15 protein-coding genes are annotated in these 17,821 nt (G+C 67.8%); 10 read left to right on the top strand and 5 right to left on the bottom strand.

Annotated features, from left to right (window positions below; all coding sequences use genetic code 11):
• The first annotated feature begins 1 nt into the window (after position 1).
• The 5 genes from Q8S30_RS11825 to Q8S30_RS11805 all read left to right on the top strand — a co-directional run bounded on the left by Q8S30_RS11825 (position 2) and on the right by Q8S30_RS11805 (position 4,571).
• Complete coding sequence (locus tag Q8S30_RS11825; RefSeq protein WP_305666221.1) at positions 2–892, top strand: glycosyltransferase family 2 protein; 891 nt, start codon at positions 2–4, stop codon at positions 890–892.
• A gap of 7 nt (positions 893–899) precedes the next feature.
• The gene (locus Q8S30_RS11820; RefSeq protein ID WP_305666220.1) at positions 900–1,850 is read left to right on the top strand and encodes a hypothetical protein; all 951 of its coding nucleotides are present in this window, start codon (positions 900–902) and stop codon (positions 1,848–1,850) included.
• A complete protein-coding gene (locus Q8S30_RS11815) occupies positions 1,847–2,935 on the top strand; it encodes a GSCFA domain-containing protein (RefSeq protein WP_305666219.1) in 1,089 nt (362 codons plus the stop codon). Before Q8S30_RS11820 ends, Q8S30_RS11815 begins: the two co-directional genes overlap by 4 nt.
• Positions 2,919–3,686, top strand: coding sequence for a hypothetical protein (locus Q8S30_RS11810; protein WP_305666218.1), 768 nt, complete (start codon positions 2,919–2,921; stop codon positions 3,684–3,686). Before Q8S30_RS11815 ends, Q8S30_RS11810 begins: the two co-directional genes overlap by 17 nt.
• 72 nt (positions 3,687–3,758) lie before the next feature.
• A complete protein-coding gene (locus Q8S30_RS11805) occupies positions 3,759–4,571 on the top strand; it encodes a hypothetical protein (RefSeq protein WP_305666217.1) in 813 nt (270 codons plus the stop codon).
• A gap of 50 nt (positions 4,572–4,621) precedes the next feature.
• Here the strand turns inward: Q8S30_RS11805 and Q8S30_RS11800 are convergent, their stop codons facing one another.
• Complete coding sequence (locus Q8S30_RS11800) at positions 4,622–6,442, bottom strand: glycosyltransferase family 2 protein (protein ID WP_305666216.1); 1,821 nt, start codon at positions 6,440–6,442, stop codon at positions 4,622–4,624.
• A gap of 201 nt (positions 6,443–6,643) precedes the next feature.
• Here Q8S30_RS11800 and Q8S30_RS11795 point away from each other — a divergent pair, with 201 nt between their 5' ends.
• On the top strand, positions 6,644–7,561 hold the full coding sequence (locus Q8S30_RS11795; protein ID WP_305666215.1) for a glycosyltransferase family 2 protein: 918 nt from the start codon (positions 6,644–6,646) through the stop codon (positions 7,559–7,561).
• Positions 7,562–7,655: 94 nt separating this feature from the next.
• Here the strand turns inward: Q8S30_RS11795 and Q8S30_RS11790 are convergent, their stop codons facing one another.
• The gene (locus tag Q8S30_RS11790; protein ID WP_305666214.1) at positions 7,656–8,885 is read right to left on the bottom strand and encodes an acyl-CoA dehydrogenase; all 1,230 of its coding nucleotides are present in this window, start codon (positions 8,883–8,885) and stop codon (positions 7,656–7,658) included.
• Positions 8,886–9,014: 129 nt separating this feature from the next.
• Between Q8S30_RS11790 and Q8S30_RS11785 the strand changes: the two genes are divergently transcribed.
• Positions 9,015–9,905 (top strand): LysR substrate-binding domain-containing protein, encoded by an 891-nt coding sequence (locus Q8S30_RS11785; RefSeq protein ID WP_305666213.1) that lies wholly within the window; start codon positions 9,015–9,017, stop codon positions 9,903–9,905.
• Here Q8S30_RS11785 and Q8S30_RS11780 read toward each other — a convergent pair.
• Positions 9,902–10,936 (bottom strand): AbrB family transcriptional regulator, encoded by a 1,035-nt coding sequence (locus Q8S30_RS11780; protein WP_305666212.1) that lies wholly within the window; start codon positions 10,934–10,936, stop codon positions 9,902–9,904. The two genes, Q8S30_RS11785 and Q8S30_RS11780, sit on opposite strands and share 4 nt — an antisense overlap.
• A 330-nt stretch (positions 10,937–11,266) precedes the next feature.
• Between Q8S30_RS11780 and treZ the strand changes: the two genes are divergently transcribed.
• Both treZ and treY read left to right on the top strand, forming a co-directional pair.
• Positions 11,267–13,036 carry a malto-oligosyltrehalose trehalohydrolase gene (gene treZ / locus Q8S30_RS11775; RefSeq protein ID WP_305666211.1) on the top strand — a complete coding sequence of 590 codons (1,770 nt, stop codon included), beginning with the start codon at positions 11,267–11,269 and terminating at the stop codon, positions 13,034–13,036.
• A 2-nt stretch (positions 13,037–13,038) separates the two neighbouring features.
• Positions 13,039–15,273 (top strand): malto-oligosyltrehalose synthase, encoded by a 2,235-nt coding sequence (gene treY, locus Q8S30_RS11770; protein WP_305666210.1) that lies wholly within the window; start codon positions 13,039–13,041, stop codon positions 15,271–15,273.
• Positions 15,274–15,407: 134 nt separating this feature from the next.
• On the opposite strand, the gene Q8S30_RS11765 is transcribed toward treY, so the two are convergent.
• Both Q8S30_RS11765 and Q8S30_RS11760 read right to left on the bottom strand, forming a co-directional pair.
• Positions 15,408–16,007, bottom strand: coding sequence for a short chain dehydrogenase (locus Q8S30_RS11765; protein WP_305666209.1), 600 nt, complete (start codon positions 16,005–16,007; stop codon positions 15,408–15,410).
• Positions 16,004–16,366, bottom strand: a complete 363-nt coding sequence (locus tag Q8S30_RS11760; protein ID WP_305666208.1) for a MerR family transcriptional regulator — start codon at positions 16,364–16,366, stop codon at positions 16,004–16,006. Before Q8S30_RS11760 ends, Q8S30_RS11765 begins: the two co-directional genes overlap by 4 nt.
• Positions 16,367–16,593: 227 nt before the next feature.
• Here Q8S30_RS11760 and Q8S30_RS11755 point away from each other — a divergent pair, with 227 nt between their 5' ends.
• Positions 16,594–17,820 (top strand): sugar phosphate nucleotidyltransferase, encoded by a 1,227-nt coding sequence (locus tag Q8S30_RS11755; RefSeq protein WP_305666207.1) that lies wholly within the window; start codon positions 16,594–16,596, stop codon positions 17,818–17,820.
• Position 17,821 lies beyond the last annotated feature (1 nt).

Below are 17,821 nucleotides of genomic sequence, written 5' to 3'. Positions count from 1 at the left end.
CATGGACAACACCAAGGCCAAAGTGGCCGCGATGACGATGTTGCGCGGGGATTACTTCTACCTCGAACGCTGGGTCGAATATTACGGCCGGCATCTGGGGCGCGAGAACCTCTTTGTGCTCAGCCATGGCAACGACCCCGAACACCGCCGCATCGCCGAGGGCTGCAACGTCATCAACCTGCCCTATGACGCCACGCGCTACAGCTTCAACCAGCGGCGCTGGCAGATGCTGTCGCTGTTCACCTCGGGCTTCACCCGCTATTACAACTGGGTGCTGTGCGGCGATGTCGATGAGATCGTGGCGGTGGACCCGGCGGTGTGCGACAGCCTGCCGGACTACCTGATGCGCTTTGGCGAGACCAAGGCGCCGCGCGTCATCACCCCCTTCGCCATCGAGCTGGTGCATAACCCCGCGCTGGAGCCGGACGCGCTGGAGGGCCGCAACATCCTCGACGTGCGCCGCATCTTCCGGCTGAACGCCAATTACGCCAAGCCCTGCATCACCCGCAACAAGATCACCTTCGGCCCCGGCGGGCATTTCGCCTCGGAAAAAGAAGGGTATCTGGACCCCGACCTCTACCTCTTCCACCTGCGCTTCGTGGATTACCAGATGACCCATGACCGCCTCGCGGTGCGGAAAGAGCAGCGCCATATCCAGAGCGGCGATCTGGCCGAGGTGGACCGCAAGGTGACCGGCTGGGACACCGCCTGGGACAGCTACCTTGCCCTGTCCAAGAAGGATCCGGTCGCCGAAACCGTGGACTTCCCCGAGTTCCGGAAAGAGATGGTCGAGGGCCGCCACCCCAAGAATGACGGCGCCTTCTGGATGATGGGCGGCGGGCGCAGTTCCGAAGTCTACCGCCTGCCCGAACGGTTCGCAGCGCTGTTCTGAGGGGATGATGGCAGAGCCGGCAGAAACAGACGAGGATGACGGGCACGCCACGCTGGCGATGCCGCCGGTCGCCACCCTGGATGCTGCGCCGGGCCTCGACACCTTCCTGCTGGAGGGGGCCGAGGGCAACCTGTGGTTCGAACGCCGTAACCGCGTGCTGTTCGTCACCTTCGACAATCTCGCCACGCTCGACACGCCCTATCCGCGCCAGCCGTGGATGCAGGCGCGGGTGGCGAGCCTTGGCTATTCGCTGCTGGGGGTGCAAAGCTTCCGCAAGGACTGGTTCCGGCAAAAGACCGCCCCCGCCCTGATCCGCGGCCTGCAACAGCGCAGCTTCTTCGCGCAGTTCGACAAGGTGGTGCTGGTTGGCGCCTCGATGGGCGGGTTCGCCGCGCTGAACTTTGCGCCGCTGATCCCCGGCGCGCAGGTGCTGGCCTTCAGCCCGCAATCGACGATGAGCCGGGACATCTGCCCGTTCGAGCGGCGCTTCAGCCACCCCGTCACCCGGATGAACTGGACCGACCAGCCCTTCCTCGATGCCGCCGCCGCCATCCCTTATGTGCAGAACGCGGTCATCCTCTACGACCCCTTCGTGCCGGAAGATCGCCTGCACGCCGCCCGCCTGCGCGGGCCGGGGGTGCGGTTCCTGCGCCTTGGCCATTCCAGCCATCAGGCGATCCGCACCGTGGTGAAATCCGACGCACTGCCGCAGATGCTACGCGAATTCGCCGAGACCGGCGATGTCGGCGCCGAATTCTGGCGCAACCTGCGCCGGCGCAAGGGCCTGCGCACCTGGCGGCGGAACTTCATCGAGACGCTGGCGCAGCGGAACCACCCGCGCCTGCTGCTGCGCGCCTGCGACTACATGCTGGCCGATGGCGATTACCTCTTCGCCCGCACCGCGCGCCGCAAGGTGCTTGAAGAACATCCTCATCTGGCGGAGGGGAGGGCGCAATGACCCCCTATGACGACCTGCCGCCAAGCAGCTTCTGGCGCCCCGCCGTGGCCGACCGCGCGCCGTTGCAGATCGAGCAGCTGTGGACGCCCAAGTTCCGCATCGCCCGGCGCGACCGCATCGTCACCGCGGGCTCGTGCTTCGCCCAGCATATCGGCCGGGCGCTCGCCGCGCGCGGCTATCGCTGGCTGGACGCCGAACCTGCGCCGGAGCGGCTGCCGGAGGCGGTGCGGGGCCAGTTCCACTATGGCACTTTCAGCTTTCGCACCGGTAATATCTACACCGCCAACATGCTGGCCCAGTGGCTGGACTGGGCCTTTGGCGAGACGCCGCCCCCCGAGGACATGTGGGAAAAGGACGGCCGTTTCTTCGACCCGTTCCGCCCGGCGGTGGAGCCTGGCGGCTTTGTCAGCGCTACCGAGGCGCTGGCCTCACGCACAGCGACCCTTGCCGCGATCCGCCGCGCGGTGACGCAGGCGGATGTGTTCGTCTTCACCCTCGGCCTGACCGAAAGCTGGCAGCATTCGCGCAGCGGCGTCGAATATGCGCTCTGCCCGGGCACCGTCGCCGGCAAGTTCCGCCCGCGCTTTCACCGCTTCGTCAATCAGGACTATGACGCAGTCCTTGCCCGGATGCGCGAAGCGCTGGCGGTGCTGCGGGCCCAGAACCCCAAACTGCGGGTGCTGCTGACCGTCTCCCCCGTGCCGCTGACCGCCACCGCCAGCGGCGCTCATGTGCTGAACGCGACCAGTTATTCCAAATCGGTGCTGCGCGCCGTGGCCGGCACCCTCGCCGAGGAAGACCCCGGCACCGATTACTTCCCGTCCTATGAGATCATCACCGGCACCCCGTTCCGCGGCATGTTCTATGCCGGCAACCTGCGGTCGGTCCTGCCCGAGGGCGTGGGCTTCGTCATGGACAGCTTCTTTGCCGATCAGCAGAGGATCTTCGGCGCCCCGGCCGAAGCTGCGCCCGTGGACCCGCCTGAAACCCGCGCCGAACGGCAGGCGCGCGAGGATACCGAGCCCGACGATGCCTCGGCCGATGTGCAATGCGAAGAGGAGCTGCTGGGTGCCTTTGCCAAGTGAACCGATCCGCCTGTGCATCTTCGGCGACAGCCATATCGCCAGCATCCGCTATGCGCTGAAGGGGCGCGATCCCGCAGGCCCGCAGGTCGATCTGGAGTTTTGGGGCACCGTCGGCAACCGCTTTCGCATGATCGGCCTGCAGGGCGGCGCGCTGGTCCCGGAGGATGAGGTGACCGCGAACCGCTTCGCGGCCGTCAACGCCCGCGGCCGCCGCCTGCTGCGCCCCGACGATTTCGACGCGATCTTGTTCATGGGCGCGCGCACCCGGGTCAACATGCTCTTTGCCGAGTTCCTGCACCGCGCCCGGCACCCCGACCTTTTCCTCTCCACCGGGGTGCGGCGCGAGATCATCCGCGCGCATCTGGCCGACCAGCGCGCCTTTGGCTTTGCGCAGGCCTTCGCGGCGCAGGGCCGGGCGCAGATATTCTTCGCGCCGGTCTCCTTCCCGACCGAGGGGATCAGCACCGAATTTCTGGACCGTTGCCCCGATGCCGTCCACGGCACCGCTGCCGAGCGCGCCGCGATATGGGCACTGATCCGCGAGGTGATGGCCGAAGACGGCATCACCCTGTTGCCGCAGGCCGAGCGCAGCGTGACCCAGGGCTGCTTTACCGCCGCCGCCTATGCAACGCGCCACGCCGCCGAGCGCGGCGACAGCACGCACAAGAATGGGGCTTATGGCCGGCTGGTGCTGGCAAGCCTGATGCGGGCGCTTGCACCGCTTCGCAAAACCGACGAACAGGCGGCATAGAGATGCACGCAGATGCTACGCCTTGGCCCGCAAGACCCGCAGGGCGACACTGGACAGGAAGGACGCTTATAGATGGAACTGACCCGACGCCCGGTCGCCTCGCTGTGGATCGGCGAGCGCCTGCATTACCTCAACCAGCTCTGCCTCAAGTCACATCTGCTGCAGGGGCATCCGACCACGCTCTATTGCACCGATGACGTGAAGAATGCGCCGGAAGGTGTGGAGCTGCGCCCCGCCTCGGACATCATGGATATCGACATGAAGGTGGTGAAGGAAACCTCGCCCTCGTTCCTGTCGAACGTGTTCCGTTACAAGATGATCAAGAAGACCGGCGCGATCTGGATCGATTGCGACGCCTTCTGCCACCGGCCCTTCCCCGAGGACATGGACTATGTCTTCGGCGGCCATGGCATGATCGGCGCGCTGAACTGCGGCGTGGTGGGCCTGCCGCAAGAGTGCGAACTGATGGACCAGTTGCTGGATTATTACGACAACCTGCCCGCCTATCCCGAATGGTGGCCCAAACGCCTGCGCAAGAAGATGGACGCGCTGGACCAGTCCGTCCCGCTCTCGATCCGCATCTATGAGGTGGAGCGCACCGCCTTCGGCCCGCAGGCCTTCACCCATTTCGCCAAGAAGACCGGCGATTTCGAGAAGGCCGCCCCGCGCGAGGTGCTCTACCCGGTGCCGTTCCAGCTCAATGACGTGTTCTACGACCCCTATGGCCGGGTCGAGGGGCATTTCACCGATGCCACGCTTTCGGTGCATCTCTACACCAACGGCACCAAGCCCTACTGGCGCAAGAACGCGCCGCTGCCGGGCAGCTATGCCGCGCGGATGTGCGAGCAGGTGGGCATCGACGCCGCCGCCGCGCTGGAGGAATAGCGCGACGCGCCAGCCCCGGGATCAGCTGCCCCGGGGCCGCTTGCGGGCCGTCATTCCACCGTAAAGAACCACGGCAGCATCCGGGCGAACTCGGCATTGGTAAACGCCCGGGGCTCCAGATCGAACTGCGCCATATGGCCGATCATCCGGGTCAGCGGAAGGATCGCCTCGGCCCGGTGGTAGGGCGGGCGCCCCGCGTAATCGTCAATCAGCACCGTCATCGGCCGCCGGCAATGCAGCGCCGCCGCGACAAGGCATCCAAGCCGGAAGCGCCCGTCGATCAGCACCAGATCGGGATCGAAGCCCGCATCGTGCCAGGGCTGCGTCGGGTAGCTGTGGAACTTGCCCCAGTCCCGCGCTCTGGTCGGCTTGCCCCAGGGGCCGGTCGGCCCGATATCCACCCAGCGGATTTCCACGCCCGGCCGGGAAAGGCCCTCGCGCTCCAGATAGCCCGAAATCTTCGCGGCCCAGTCCCGGTCGCTCTCGATGCTCAGGATCTGTGCGCCGGTCTCGCCCGCGGCGAAGACGGTCGAGCCGCCGGCCCCATATTCAAGGATACAGCCCGCGGCGCGGTAGCGCTCTTGCACGAAGTCTTTCACCTCGTCTGGAAACCACATCACCGGGCGGAAATCTTCGCCCGTCTGGGTGATCACCTCTGTGTCGTCCATGTCTGTCCCCTCCAACAAAGACGGGATCGGGTCTGTCTTGCCGGGCAGATCCTCGGTCCCGTCACACTCATTACTCTCTGCCGCCGCCTCTGCCGCGGCCGCGGCTGCAAGCTTCGCGTTCTGCGTCATGCGCGCCTCGACCACGTCCAGCGCCGCTGCCACACGCGGATCATCTGCCGCCTCGGCCATCAGCCGGGTGACCTTGTCGCGCCAGTGCAGGATGCTGTCATCGCGCTCGACATTCTGGTTCAGCGTATCGAACAGGTCATCGGTATGCCGGGGCCGCTTGCTGCCCGCTGCCGCCGAGGCATAGCCGCGCCCGCGCAGCCGCTTGAGGTGGAAATAGGCGCGGGTGCGGACCGAATAGTGATTGATCTGCGCCAGATCCCAGCCGAAATCGGCGCCCGACATCCGCGTGTAATTCCGCGTGCTCATCCCCGCCAGCCAGTTCTGGTGCGGGATATAGCTTTGCTCTACCGGGTTGCCGGTGGCGGTCAGCGCCTCATCCCAGCCGAGCGGGCCGCCCTCCGCCAGCGTCGGGCGGTGGATGTCCAGCGCGGCGATCTGCGGGCCAAAGCGGAACAGCGTCTTGATGGTGCGGTTCTCGTCCAGCCCGGCAGCCGAGGCCATCGTGAAGGCATCCACGACAAAGCGGGTCGGCAACCCGCCCATGCCGCTGTCACCAAACAGCCGCCAGGGGATCAGCAGCGCTTTCGCCGGGCCGATCCGCTCCAGCAGCGCAGTCAGGGTGCGGTCGCCGACATGGATGTTCAGGAACTCGTCCAGATCCAGCCAGATCGCCCAGTCCCCGTCCTGCAGCGCACCCGAGTCCATCAGCCGCGCCGCCGCCATCCGTTGCGGCGCCTCGCTGGTGCTGACCGCGTTGTCGAGCGCCGTCACCCAGCCGATGGCCTCCAGCGCCGCCAGCAACTCGGCCGACCCGTCGGTGCAGTCGTTATGGGCGATGACGATGCGGTCGAAGCCGATGGCGCGGTGATAGGCGACCCATTCCAGCAGCACCGGCGCCTCGTTGCGCAGCGAGGACAGCAGCACCCGCGAGGGCCCCTTGGCGGCTACCGCGTTCGGCTTGTCCTCCGCAGGCAGGGCCTTGGGCGCGGCGGATCGGGGAGCGGTGTTGGCGGTGGTCCGGGCAGGCGCCGTCTTGAGGGCCGCCGCGGGCCCGGAACCGGCCGTCCCGGGCATTGCCTTGGCCGTGCGCTTTGTCCCGGCCACCATGTTGCCCCCAGCTTGCCCTGCGACGGTGCCATCTGCCGCGGCACCTTGCCGTCAAACTACCATGCGGCCCCGGCTCGGGCAACTGCCGCGATGCAGCAAGGCTGGCCGCCATTGCCCGCCCGCAGCCGCTATGCCATTCTGCGCAAAAGCGGAAACGGGGCGGCGGGCATGGCTGAGACATCGGCGGGCGGCATCATCGACGCGACCAAGGCGCCCGGCGCCGCGGTGACGATGGTCAAGAACGACCACTTCTTCCTGCGCCGCTGGCTGGCCTATTACGGCGGGCTGCTGGGCCGCGAAAACCTCTACGTTCTCAGCCATGGCAACGACCCCGAGATCCGCGAGATCGCCGCCGGGGCCAATGTCATCAACGTGCCCTATGACGCGACCCGCACCAAGTTCGACCGCCGCCGGTGGGAGCTGTTGTCGAATTTCACCAATGGCCTGCTGCGCTATCATAACTGGGTCATCTGCGGCGATGTCGATGAGGTGGTTCTGGTCGATCCCCTCGTGGCGCCCGACCTGCTGACCTACCTCAACGGCCTGCCGCGCCGTCAGGTGCCGCAGGTCGCCTGCCCGCTGGGGCTGGAGATCATCCACAACCCCGATCTGGAGCCCGAGCCGCTGGAGGATGGCGCAACCGTGCTGTCGCGACGGCGGCTGTTCCGCCTGAACGCCAACTACTCCAAGCCCTGCATCACCCGGGTGCCGCTGATGTTCTCGCCCGGCGGGCATTCGTGCAGCATCAACAAGCGCGGGGTGGACCCGAACCTCTACCTGATCCACATGCGCTTCGTCAGCCATGACATCACCCTCGCCCGGCTGGAAAGCCGCCGCCAGATGAAGGTGCAGGAGGCCGAGACCACCGAGGGCAAGCCCCGCCGGTCGATCTGGGAACGGGATGCCGAAAGCTTCCTGAAGCTGTCCAAGCTGGAGCCGGTGGCCGAGACGGTGGACTTCGCCGAGTTCCGCACCCGGATGGTCGAGGAGAAGCGCGAGGTCACCCCCGGCGGGCACTGGTTCTTCGGCGGCGGGCGCAGCAAGGAGCTGTACCGGCTGCCGGAGCGGTTCACGGGGCTGGTCTAGGGGGCGCTGCCCGCCAGGAAGAAAAAGAGGGGGGCTCTGCCCCCCGTCCTTCGGACTCCCCCCGGGATATTTGGACCAGAACGATTGGCAGGGTTCAGAAGAACGCCTGCAGCCCCGTGATCGCGCGGCCGAGGATCAGGGCGTGGACGTCATGGGTGCCCTCATAGGTGTTGACCGTTTCAAGGTTCACCATGTGGCGCATGATCTGGAAGTCTTCCTGGATGCCGTTGCCGCCATGCATGTCGCGCGAGATGCGGGCGATTTCCAGCGCCTTGCCGCAATTGTTGCGCTTGACCAGCGAGATCATCTCGGGCGCCGCCTCGGCCGCGTCCATCAGCCGGCCGACGCGCAGGCTGGCCTGCAGGCCAAGGCTGATCTCGGTCATCATGTTGGCCAGTTTAAGCTGGTAAAGCTGGGTCTGCGCCAGCGGCCGGTTGAACTGCTTACGGTCGAGCCCATAGCTGCGCGCCGCGTGCCAGCAGAACTCGGCGGCGCCAAGCACCCCCCAGCTGATGCCATAGCGGGCGCGGTTGAGGCAGCCGAACGGGCCCTTCAGCCCTTCCACATGCGGCAGCAGCGCGTCCTCGCCCACTTCCACATCCTGCATCACGATCTCGCCGGTGATCGAAGCGCGCAAGGACAGCTTGCCGCCGATCTTGGGCGCGCTGAGGCCCTTCATGCCCTTGTCGAGCACGAAGCCGCGGATCTTGCCGCCATGCGCCTCGGACTTGGCCCAGACCACGAAGACATCGGCGATGGGGGAGTTCGAGATCCACATCTTGGCGCCGTTCAGCACATAGCCGCCGTCGGTCTTGCGGGCGGTGGTCTTCATGCCGGCGGGGTCCGATCCGGCATCAGGCTCGGTCAGGCCAAAGCAGCCGATCCATTCCCCGGACGCCAGTTTGGGGAGGTACTTGCGGCGCTGCTCTTCCGACCCGTAGGCATAGATCGGATACATCACCAGGCTCGACTGCACGCTCATCATGCTGCGATAGCCGCTGTCCACCCGCTCCACCTCGCGCGCCACGAGGCCATAGGCGACGTAACCTGCGCCAAGCCCGCCGTATTCCTCGGGGATGGTCACGCCCAGAAGCCCCATCTCGCCCATCTCGGCAAAGATCGCAGGGTCGGTCTTTTCCTCGCGGTAGGCGGCGATGACGCGGGGTTGCAGCTTTTCCTGCGCGTAAGACCGGGCGCCATCGCGCAGCATCCGCTCTTCCTCGGTCAGCTGATCCTCCAGCCGGAACGCATCTTCCCAGTCGAAACGGCCCAGATCGGGGGCGTCCTTGGCCTTGAGCGTGGGGCGATCTGCAGCTTGAGTCATGGCGGTCTCCGGGGTTTACGGGTGCAGGCGCCTGCGCGCCGCGTTGGTTCCTTTTAGCCCCGCCGCTTGCCGGGTTCAAATGAATAGGCTTTACAGGGTCATGAGCCAAACTCATCAACCGGACCCGCCATGCGCCATGCCTACACCCCCACGCTGCCCGAATTGCAGGCCTTCGTGCAGGCGGCGGAAACCGGGTCCACCACCCGGGCCGCCGCCGCCCTTGGCCTGACGCAAAGCGCGGTCAGCCGGTCGCTCAACAGCCTCGAGGCGCGGCTGGGGGTGCGCCTCTTTCACCGGGTGCGGCAGCGGCTGATCCTGTCCGATGCCGGGCGGGCGATGCTGCCGGGGGCGGGGCGGATCCTCGCCGATCTCGATGCCGCGGCGCTGACGGTGATGTCCTTTGGCGGGCATTCCGAGGTGCTGCGCATCGCGGCGCTGCCGACCTTCGGGGCGATCTGGCTGATCCCGCGGCTGCGCCGCTTCGCCGCCGGCGCGCCCGATGTGACCTTCGACATGACCGCGACGCTGGAGCCGGTGGATTTCGACCGCGCCCCCGTTGACCTCGCGGTGCTGCGCGGCCCGCCGCGGCCGGGGCTGCGCTCTGCCGTGCTGGTGCCCGAACGGCTGGTGGTGGTGGCCGCGCCGGGGCTGCTGCCGGGCGGGGATCTGCTGGAGGATACGGGCCTCGCACGCCTGCCGCTGCTGCAACAGGCGACGCGGCCGAACCTGTGGCTGGACTGGTTCCTCGATGCCGGGATGGACCCGATCACCATCCTGCGCGGCGCGCGGTTCGAGCAGTTCGGGATGGTGCTGGCGGCGGCGCGCGCCGGGATGGGCGCGGCGCTGGTGCCAGAGGTGTTGGTGGGCGCCGATCTTGCCAGCGGCGCGCTGCGCCTTGCCTCGCGCCGTTCGATGCCCGGGCGCTGGCCCTATGCGCTGAGCTGGCCGGAGCGGAGCGAGGAGCGGGCAAGCTTCCGCGCCTTCCGCGACTGGCTGGTGAGGCAGGCGGAGGAGGGCTAGCGGCCCGTCCAGCGCGCGATGAGGGGGGCTAGCAGGATCACCACGAAGATCCGCAGCAGGTGATGCGCCACCACAAAGGCGACATCGGCCCCGGCGACGATGGCGATCACCGCCATTTCCGCCTGCCCGCCGGGCAGGAAGGCCAGCAGCAGGTCCAGCGGCGGCGCATCCGACAGCAGGCTGACCAGCGCGAAGACCGCCAAAGAGATGGCGGCCAGCATCAGCGAGAAGGCGATGCCGGCGCCCACATCTACCCGCAGCTCTCGCCAGGTGATGCCGGAATATTTGGCGCCGACCGCGATGCCGATGAAGAATTGCGAGGCCATGATGACCTCGGCCGGCGGGCGGGAGTGGATGATGCCCGACAGGCTCAGCGCCGCGGTTAGGATCAGCGGGCCAAGGATCGAGGCGCCGAACAGGCCGATGCGCTCGCCGCCCTTCCAGCCGATCAGGCCCGCCAGCGCCATCAGCGCGATTTCATAAAGCGGCACTTGGCTGAAGGGGATGCCCGGCGGCAGCGTCAGGTCCGCGCCCCAGGCCAGATGCAGGATCACCGGCGCGGCGGTGACGATGACCAGCACGCGGGTAGCGTGGATCAGGCTCATGGCGCGCACGTCGCCCCCGGCCTCGGCACCGAAGACCAGCATGTCCTGCAGCCCGCCGGGCATGGCGGAGTAGAAGGCGGTGGGGTGGTCGAAACCCATCTTGCGGAAGAACGGATAGCCGACGGCGCCGATCGCCAGAACGAAGAGGGGCACCACCGCCAAAGTGATGCCGTAGCTCGGCAGCGCGGCCAGCATTCCGGGCGTGACGGTGGCGCCGATGGCAACGCCGAGGAAGGTGCGCATGAAGACGCCTACCGCGCCCATGTCGGCCATCGGTGCCCCCGCCAGCGCGACGATCAGGCAGGCCAGCATCGGGCCAAGCAGGAAGGGCAGCGGCAGGCTGAGGGCGACGAAGAGGGCGGCGCCGACAGCCGCCGCGAGGAGGGTGAGGAGTCGGCGGCGGGTGAGGGAGAGCGCGTAGGTCATGCGGGAAGATGTCCGCGGTTGCGGGGGCGGATGCAAGGGGCGCGATTTGAGAGGGTTGCGGGGTGATGTTGATGTAATCTGTGAAGAATGTCCTGCAACAATCTGATATTTAATTGGAAATCAGATTCTTGGCTCAAAAGGCTCGCGGAGGATGTCGCCGCAAGGGAGTCGCGCTCCATCGCGCCTTCAGTCCGGGGTACAGAAAATCCGGGCGAGGTCGGTAAACTTCGCTGCCGTCCGGAACCATCAGCCTCGGGGCCGGTTCTTGACGGGCTGGCAGGGCCCGCCCGGGCCGCGCCCTTGTTTTCCCCTGCTCCCGGAGTGCCGCCCTTGACCGACGCCCCCGCCGATCCCCGCCCCCTCATGACCGGCGAGGCGCTGCATTTCCCGCGCAGTTGGGGGGCGGAGCCACTGGGGAATGGGCGCTGGCGGTTCGGCCTCGGGGCGCCGTCCGTGGCAGAAGTGGCGGTCAGGGTTGGCGAGACTGACACGCCGCTTCAGCGCCAATCGGATGGCTTCTGGCGCGGCGAGGCGGCGGCAGAGGCGGGCGCCGAGTATGGCTTCGTCATCGACGGCGCCTTCCGCCCCGACCCGGCGGCGCGGGCGCAGGCGGTGGATGTGCATGGGGCGTCCTTGCTGGTCGATCCGCGCGGATTTCGGTGGCAAAAGCCCTGGGCCGGGCGGCCCTGGGAAGAGGCGGTGATCTATGAGCTGCATATCGGCACCTTCACGCGGGAAGGCACCTTCGCCGCCGCCGCGCGCCGTCTGCCGGACCTTGCCACGCTCGGCATCACGGCCATCGAGATCCTGCCGGTGGGGCAGTTCACCGGCGCGCATGGCTGGGGCTATGACGGGGTGCTGCCCTATGCGCCGCACCGGGGCTATGGGTGCCCGGAGGACCTGAAGGCGCTGGTCGCGGCGGCGCAAGGCCATGGGATCATGGTGCTGCTCGACGTGGTCTACAACCACTTCGGCCCGGATGGCGCCTATCTGCATGACTACGCGCCGGAGTTCTTCGACAAGCAGCGGCATACGCCCTGGGGCGCGGGCATCGACTATGCTGATCCGCCGGTGCGGGCGTTCTTCATCGAGAATGCGCTTTACTGGCTCACCGAATACCGGCTCGATGGGTTGCGGCTGGATGCCACCGACCAGATCGAGGACCCCTCGGAGCCGGAGCTGCTGGTGGAGCTGGCGCAAAGGGTCCGCGCGGCCGATCTGGGCCGGCCGATCCACCTGACCACCGAGGACAACCGCAACATTACCCGCCTGCATGAGCCCGAGGCTGGGCTCTATACCGGCGAGTGGAACGACGATTACCACCACGCCATCCACTGCCTGCTGACCGGCGAAGATGAGGCCTATTACGCGCCCTATGCCGTCGATCCGATGGCCGATCTGTGCCTGGCGCTGGAAGGCGGCTATGTCGAGCAGGGGCAGCCTCGCCCCGGCACCGAGGACCGGCGGGGGGAGCCGTCGCACCATCTGCCCTGGCCGACCTTCATCAACTTCAACCAGAACCATGACCAGACCGGCAACCGGGCGCTTGGCGAGAGGCTGACGGCGCTTGCCGACGACGCTCCGCTGCAGGTGGCCCATGCGCTGCTGCTGTGCGCGCCCTTCACGCCGCTGCTGTTCATGGGCGAGGAGGAGGGCTCGCGCGCGCCGTTCCTGTTCTTCGCCGATTTCCACGGCGATCTGGCGAAGGCGCTGCGCGAGGGCCGCGCCAAGGAATTCGCCGGGTTCAAGGGCTTTGCGGAACGCGCGCCCGATCCGCTCGACCCCGCCACCCGTGATGCCTCGCGGCCCTTTGCCGAGAGCGGGAGCGCGCGGGCGGCGGAATGGCGGGAGCTGACGACGCAGCTGCTGGAGCTGCGGGCGGGGCTGATCGTGCCCTTGCTGAAGTCGGGGCGGGCGGGAGATCCGGTTGTCACGCGTACCGGGGATCGGGCGCTGCGCGCCGAATGGCCGTTCGCGGCGGGGCGGCTGATCGTGGCGGCTCGGTTCGGGCCGGGTGCGGGCACAGAGGAGGCGATGCGCGCGCCGGATCTGGGGTTCGAGACTGAAGGAGTTGGGTTTGCGGTCTGGGTGGAGGTGTGACGATGACGGACAGAATGCCGGTGACGGCGACATATCGGCTGCAGCTGCGCGGCGGGGTTGGCTTTGCCGAGGCGGAGGCGATCCTGCCCTATCTGCGCGGGCTGGGGATCAGCCATCTGTTCTTGTCGCCGGTGCAGACGGCCCGCGAAGGCTCTACCCACGGCTATGACATCACCGACCCTACCGAGGTCGACCCGGTTCTGGGCGGGCGGACGGGCTTCTCGCGGCTGGCTGCGGCGGCGCGGGCGCAGGGTATGGGGCTGATCCTCGATGTGGTGCCGAACCATATGGCGTTTGATGTGGCGACCCCTTGGCTGGCGGATGTGATGCGGCATGGCGAGGGCAGCCGCTTCGCGCGGCATTTCGATATCGACTGGGGCGGGGGCGGGCTCTTGCTACCGATGCTGGAGGGCGATCTGGCGGAGGCTTTGGCGGATGCGGTCGTGGAGGAGGCACCCGAGGGCCCGATGCTGCGGCTTGGCGCGCTGGTGCTGCCGCTGGCGCCGGGGAGTGCCGAGGGGATCGGGACCGGGCCAGAGGCGATGCAGCGGCTGCATGACGCGCAGCATTGGCGGCTGCGGCATTGGCGGTCCGAGGAGCGGCGGCTGAGTCATCGGCGGTTCTTCAACGTGACGCAGCTGATCGGGGTGCGGGTGGAGGAGGCGCAGGTCTTCGAGGATGTCCATGCGCTGATCTTCGAGCTGATCGCGGCGGGCGAGGTGGACGGGCTGCGCATCGACCATGTCGACGGTTTGGCCGATCCTGCGGGGTATCTTGCGCAGCTGCGCGGGCGGGTGGGCGACCTGCCAGTCTGGGTGGAGAAGATCCTGACTGGCGACGAGGCTTTGCGCGACTGGCCGGTGCAGGGGACCACGGGGTATGAGGCGGCTCGGGCGATTGCTCAGGTGCTGACGCGGGCCCAAGGGGTTGCGGCGCTGGACGCTGTCTGGCGCAGGGCGACGGGGTTCGAGGGGGATTTTGGGCAGGCGCTGGCGCAGGCGAAGCAGGATGTGCTGGGGGCGGATCTGCGGGCGGAGGTGACGGCTCTGGTGGGGCTGGCCTGCGCGGCGCTTGGCGATCAGGACCGCGCGCCGCTGGCGGCGGCGGTGCGGGCGCTGCTGGCGGCGTTTCCGCGCTATCGGACCTATCTGGATGGCGGCGAGGCGCACCCGGAGGATCTGGCGCTGATGGCCGGGACGGTGGAGGCGGCGCAGGTAGAGCTGGTGCCGGCTCTGGCGCGGCTGGTCACGGGGCCGGGCGCGGATGCGGGCTTCCGCACGCGCTTTCAGCAGGTGACCGGCGCGCTGACGGCCAAGGCGCATGAGGATACCGCCGAGTTCCGCTTCAACCGCTATCTGGCGGCGAATGAGGTGGGCTCGGACCCGGATGAGCCGGCGATATCGGCAAACGCGTTCGGCGCGTGGTTCGCGCGGCGGATTGTCGAGGCGCCCGAGGCGATGGTGCTGACCTCCAGCCACGACACCAAGCGCGCCGAGGATGCGCGGATGCGACTGGTGGCGATGTCCCACGCGCCAGAGGATTTTGCGGCGGTCTGGGAGGCGGCGGAGGCGCTGCCGGGCGAAGGGGTGGCCGGCAACCTGCGCTGGTATATCGTGCAAGCCTGGCTGGCGGTCTGGGAGCCGGGGCGGGCGGATGTGCCCGAACGGCTGGCCGAGCATGTGAGGAAGGCGATGCGCGAGGCCAAGGAGGTCACGACGCATACAGAGCCGGATGAGGCCGCCGAGGCTGCGGCGCTGGGTTGGACGTCGGCCCTCTGCGCGGCATGGGAGACTCCGCCCGCGGAGGTCGCAGTCCTGCACGCCCGCGGCGCGGTGCTGTCGCTGGCGCAGATGGCGCTGAAGCTGATGCTGCCCGGGGTGCCCGACACCTATCAGGGCACCGAGGACGGGGCGTTCCACCTGACCGACCCGGACAACCGGCTGCCGGTGGATTTTGCCTCGCTGGCGGCAGGGGGGCCGGTGACGGCCTTCGGGCAGGCCAAGACCGCCCTGCTGCGCAGGATGCTGGCGCTGCGGGCGGACTGGCCGGAGGTCTTCGCGCAGGGTGACGTCAGGGTCACGGGCGAGGCCGGCGGGCCGCTGGAGGTGGTGCGCAGCCGGGGCGGGATGGGGGTGCGGCTGGGGATCGACGCGGAAGGGCAGGGCGAGCCGGTGTGGAGCTTTGACGGTGGCGATGCGGGGAATGTGGCGGTGTGGGTCGAGGGCGGGGCGGGGTAGGTGGCAGAGGCATAGGCGCGGCTGATCGCCTCGGTGTGCTTCCTGCGCAGTTCTCGAATGCGAGAGACAGATCCCCGAGGATGCAGGATAGCGCCCCACGCGTGCCGGATCCCCCGCAGGGAAAGCCGCGAGCATCATCCGACGATGATGACTTGTCCGTTCAATGCCCCCTCGACACTTTTGACAAAGGCCCGCCCTACGTCTTCCGACGCGACCGGCCTATGCCCCGGAAACCACTCTCCATATCGAGGCGCTGACACCTCCAGAAGGCCAGGGCTCACGACATTCACCCGCACTCCGCGCGGCATCTCTATTGCGGCCCCGGTGACAAATCCTGCCAAGGCTCCGTTGGCCGTTGCCGCAGAGGTGCCCATAGGGATCGGATCGCGGTCGAGCACCCCGCTCGTGAGTGTGAAGGAGCCGCCATCGGCGATCAGCGCCAGTCCTGCAAGAACCAGATTGACCTGCCCCATGACCTTCTGGCGCAGCCCATGCATGAAGGTGTCCTGCGTCAGGTCAGCCAGTGGCGCGAAGGTGACATCTCCAGCACAAGAGACAACGGCATCGAAGCGTCCGACACGCAGATACATGTCCCGAACGGCGGCCATGTCGGCAATATCGACCCGGATATCCCCGCTGGATCTGCCAACGGCGATGATCTCATGCCTCTTCGCCAAGGCCTCATGCGCCGCCCGCCCTATGTCGCCCGCTGCACCCACCAGGATGATCCTCATGCCAGTTCTCCCATGATCTCGGCATATCTGGCCAATTTGTACGCGAGCAGGGCCTTGCAGCGGTCAAGCTGTGCCTGACGTTCGTCGAGGCGACGGTCGTGAGCCGCCAGCCTTGCCTTGCGTTCCGGAATCGTTGCGCTGCCTTTGAGGTAGAGCGCTGCAAAATCCTGCATCTCGGCGGCCGGCATCCCCGTTTCGCGCAGCGAGAACAGCAGCGTCAGCCAGTCCAGATCATTCTTGCTGAATCGTCGCTTCCCGTCGGGCCCTCGCGCTATGGCAGCGCAGAGCCCCGACTTTTCATAGTAACGGATCGTGGTGACGCTTAGGCCTGTTCGGTCGGCAACTTCCGAGATTTTCATGGCAGCGGTTCCTCTTCGTGGCGATGGTTTACCGACGTGAAGTCACTTCAGGTCAAGCGAATTTTCAAGGTGCTGGTGCCAGTGCCATACCCACCCGCCGGCTGGGACGAAATCCTGTCATCCCCATACTCCTTGCAGGAACATTCCCCGCCGCTTTGCGTTTCCGACCGTAGCACCTGCCGCCCCCGGAACGCCCTTCCACTCTCCCAGCAACCCCCGAGGTTTCCATGCGCGACCAGCAATCCCCCCGCCCGCATTCCGTCTCGCGCAGCCAGCATGGCGCCCCCTCGGCCGGCGCGCTGGCGGTCCTTCTGGCGGGCGGCAAGGGCAGCCGCCTGCATGAGCTGACCAGCGGCGAGTGCAAGCCGGCGGTGTTCTTTGCCGGCAGCCGCCGGATCGTGGATTTCGCGGTGGCGAACGCCCTGCGCTCGGGCCTGAACGACATGATCGCCTGCACGCAATACCGGCCCGAGACGCTGGTCCGGCATCTGCGTGGGCACTGGGCGCCGGCCTTTGAGGCGGCGGGAGGCGGGCTGAGCATTGCGCATGGGCCGGATGTCACCGGGCAGTCCGAGGGCTATATCGGCACTGCCGATGCGGTGACGCGGAACATTGCCGCCATCGATGCGCGGGCGCCGCGGCATCTGGTGGTGATGGCGGCGGATCACGTCTGCCAGATCGATTTCCGTCCGATGATCGAGGCTCATGTGGCGAGCGGCGCCGAGATGACGGTGGCTACGCATGTGGTGCCGCGGACCAGTGGCACCGAGTTCGGCATTCTCAGTGCCGATGCCAACGGGCGGGCGACGGACTTCGTGGAGAAACCCGCCGATCCCCCGGGGATGGCCGGGGACCCCGCCTATGCGCTGGCCAGCATGGGGATCTATGTCTTCAACTGGCCCTGGCTGCGGGCGCGGCTGGTGGCCGATGCGCTGGATGCCGGGTCGGGGCATGACTTCGGCCATGACCTGCTGCCGCCCGCGGTGCGCGCGGGGGCGGTGAATGTCTGGCGGCTGACCGGGCAGGGGGCGGAGCTGCGGCCCTATTGGCGCGATGTCGGCACGCTCGATGCCTACCGCGTGACGCAGTTGGATTTCGCCGGGGCCGCGCGGCCCTGCGCGATGCCCGACAGCGTGCTGCCGCAGGCCACTGGGCAGGCGCGGCCCTTTGCGGCGCGGGTGGCGGGCGATGATCCCTGGCCGAATGAGAGCGTGATCCTGCCGGGCGGATCGGTCGCCCGCGGCGCGCGGGTGGTGCGGGCCATCGTGGCGCCTGGCGCCCATGTGCCCGCCGGGCTGGTGATCGGCGAGGACGCGCGCGAGGATGCGCGCTGGTTCCGCTGCAGCTCTGGCGGGACGGTGCTGGTGACGCAAGGCATGCTGGCGCGGCGCGAGGCGCAGGGCGTGCGGCCGGTTTATGGCGCACAGCGTGCGCGCAGCTTCGGGTCGGTGTAAA

It is taken from the genome of Frigidibacter sp. (genome assembly GCF_030695035.1).
Lineage (GTDB): Bacteria > Pseudomonadota > Alphaproteobacteria > Rhodobacterales > Rhodobacteraceae > Frigidibacter.
This window is presented reverse-complemented; position numbering and strand designations above follow the sequence as displayed.

Bases quoted from the DNA above. Each gene is read 5' to 3' on its own strand.
- Q8S30_RS11815 (WP_305666219.1), top strand. From the start codon at position 1,847: ATGACCCCCTATGACGACCTGCCGCCAAGCAGCTTCTGGCGCCCCGCC.
- treY (WP_305666210.1), top strand. From the start codon at position 13,039: ATGACGGACAGAATGCCGGTGACGGCGACATATCGGCTGCAGCTGCGC.
- Q8S30_RS11795 (WP_305666215.1), top strand. From the start codon at position 6,644: ATGGCTGAGACATCGGCGGGCGGCATCATCGACGCGACCAAGGCGCCC.
- Q8S30_RS11820 (WP_305666220.1), top strand. From the start codon at position 900: ATGGCAGAGCCGGCAGAAACAGACGAGGATGACGGGCACGCCACGCTG.
- Q8S30_RS11805 (WP_305666217.1), top strand. From the start codon at position 3,759: ATGGAACTGACCCGACGCCCGGTCGCCTCGCTGTGGATCGGCGAGCGC.
- Q8S30_RS11825 (WP_305666221.1), top strand. From the start codon at position 2: ATGGACAACACCAAGGCCAAAGTGGCCGCGATGACGATGTTGCGCGGG.
- Q8S30_RS11785 (WP_305666213.1), top strand. From the start codon at position 9,015: ATGCGCCATGCCTACACCCCCACGCTGCCCGAATTGCAGGCCTTCGTG.
- Q8S30_RS11800 (WP_305666216.1), bottom strand. From the start codon at position 6,442: ATGCCCGGGACGGCCGGTTCCGGGCCCGCGGCGGCCCTCAAGACGGCG.
- Q8S30_RS11790 (WP_305666214.1), bottom strand. From the start codon at position 8,885: ATGACTCAAGCTGCAGATCGCCCCACGCTCAAGGCCAAGGACGCCCCC.
- Q8S30_RS11765 (WP_305666209.1), bottom strand. From the start codon at position 16,007: ATGAGGATCATCCTGGTGGGTGCAGCGGGCGACATAGGGCGGGCGGCG.
- Q8S30_RS11755 (WP_305666207.1), top strand. From the start codon at position 16,594: ATGCGCGACCAGCAATCCCCCCGCCCGCATTCCGTCTCGCGCAGCCAG.
- Q8S30_RS11780 (WP_305666212.1), bottom strand. From the start codon at position 10,936: ATGACCTACGCGCTCTCCCTCACCCGCCGCCGACTCCTCACCCTCCTC.
- Q8S30_RS11760 (WP_305666208.1), bottom strand. From the start codon at position 16,366: ATGAAAATCTCGGAAGTTGCCGACCGAACAGGCCTAAGCGTCACCACG.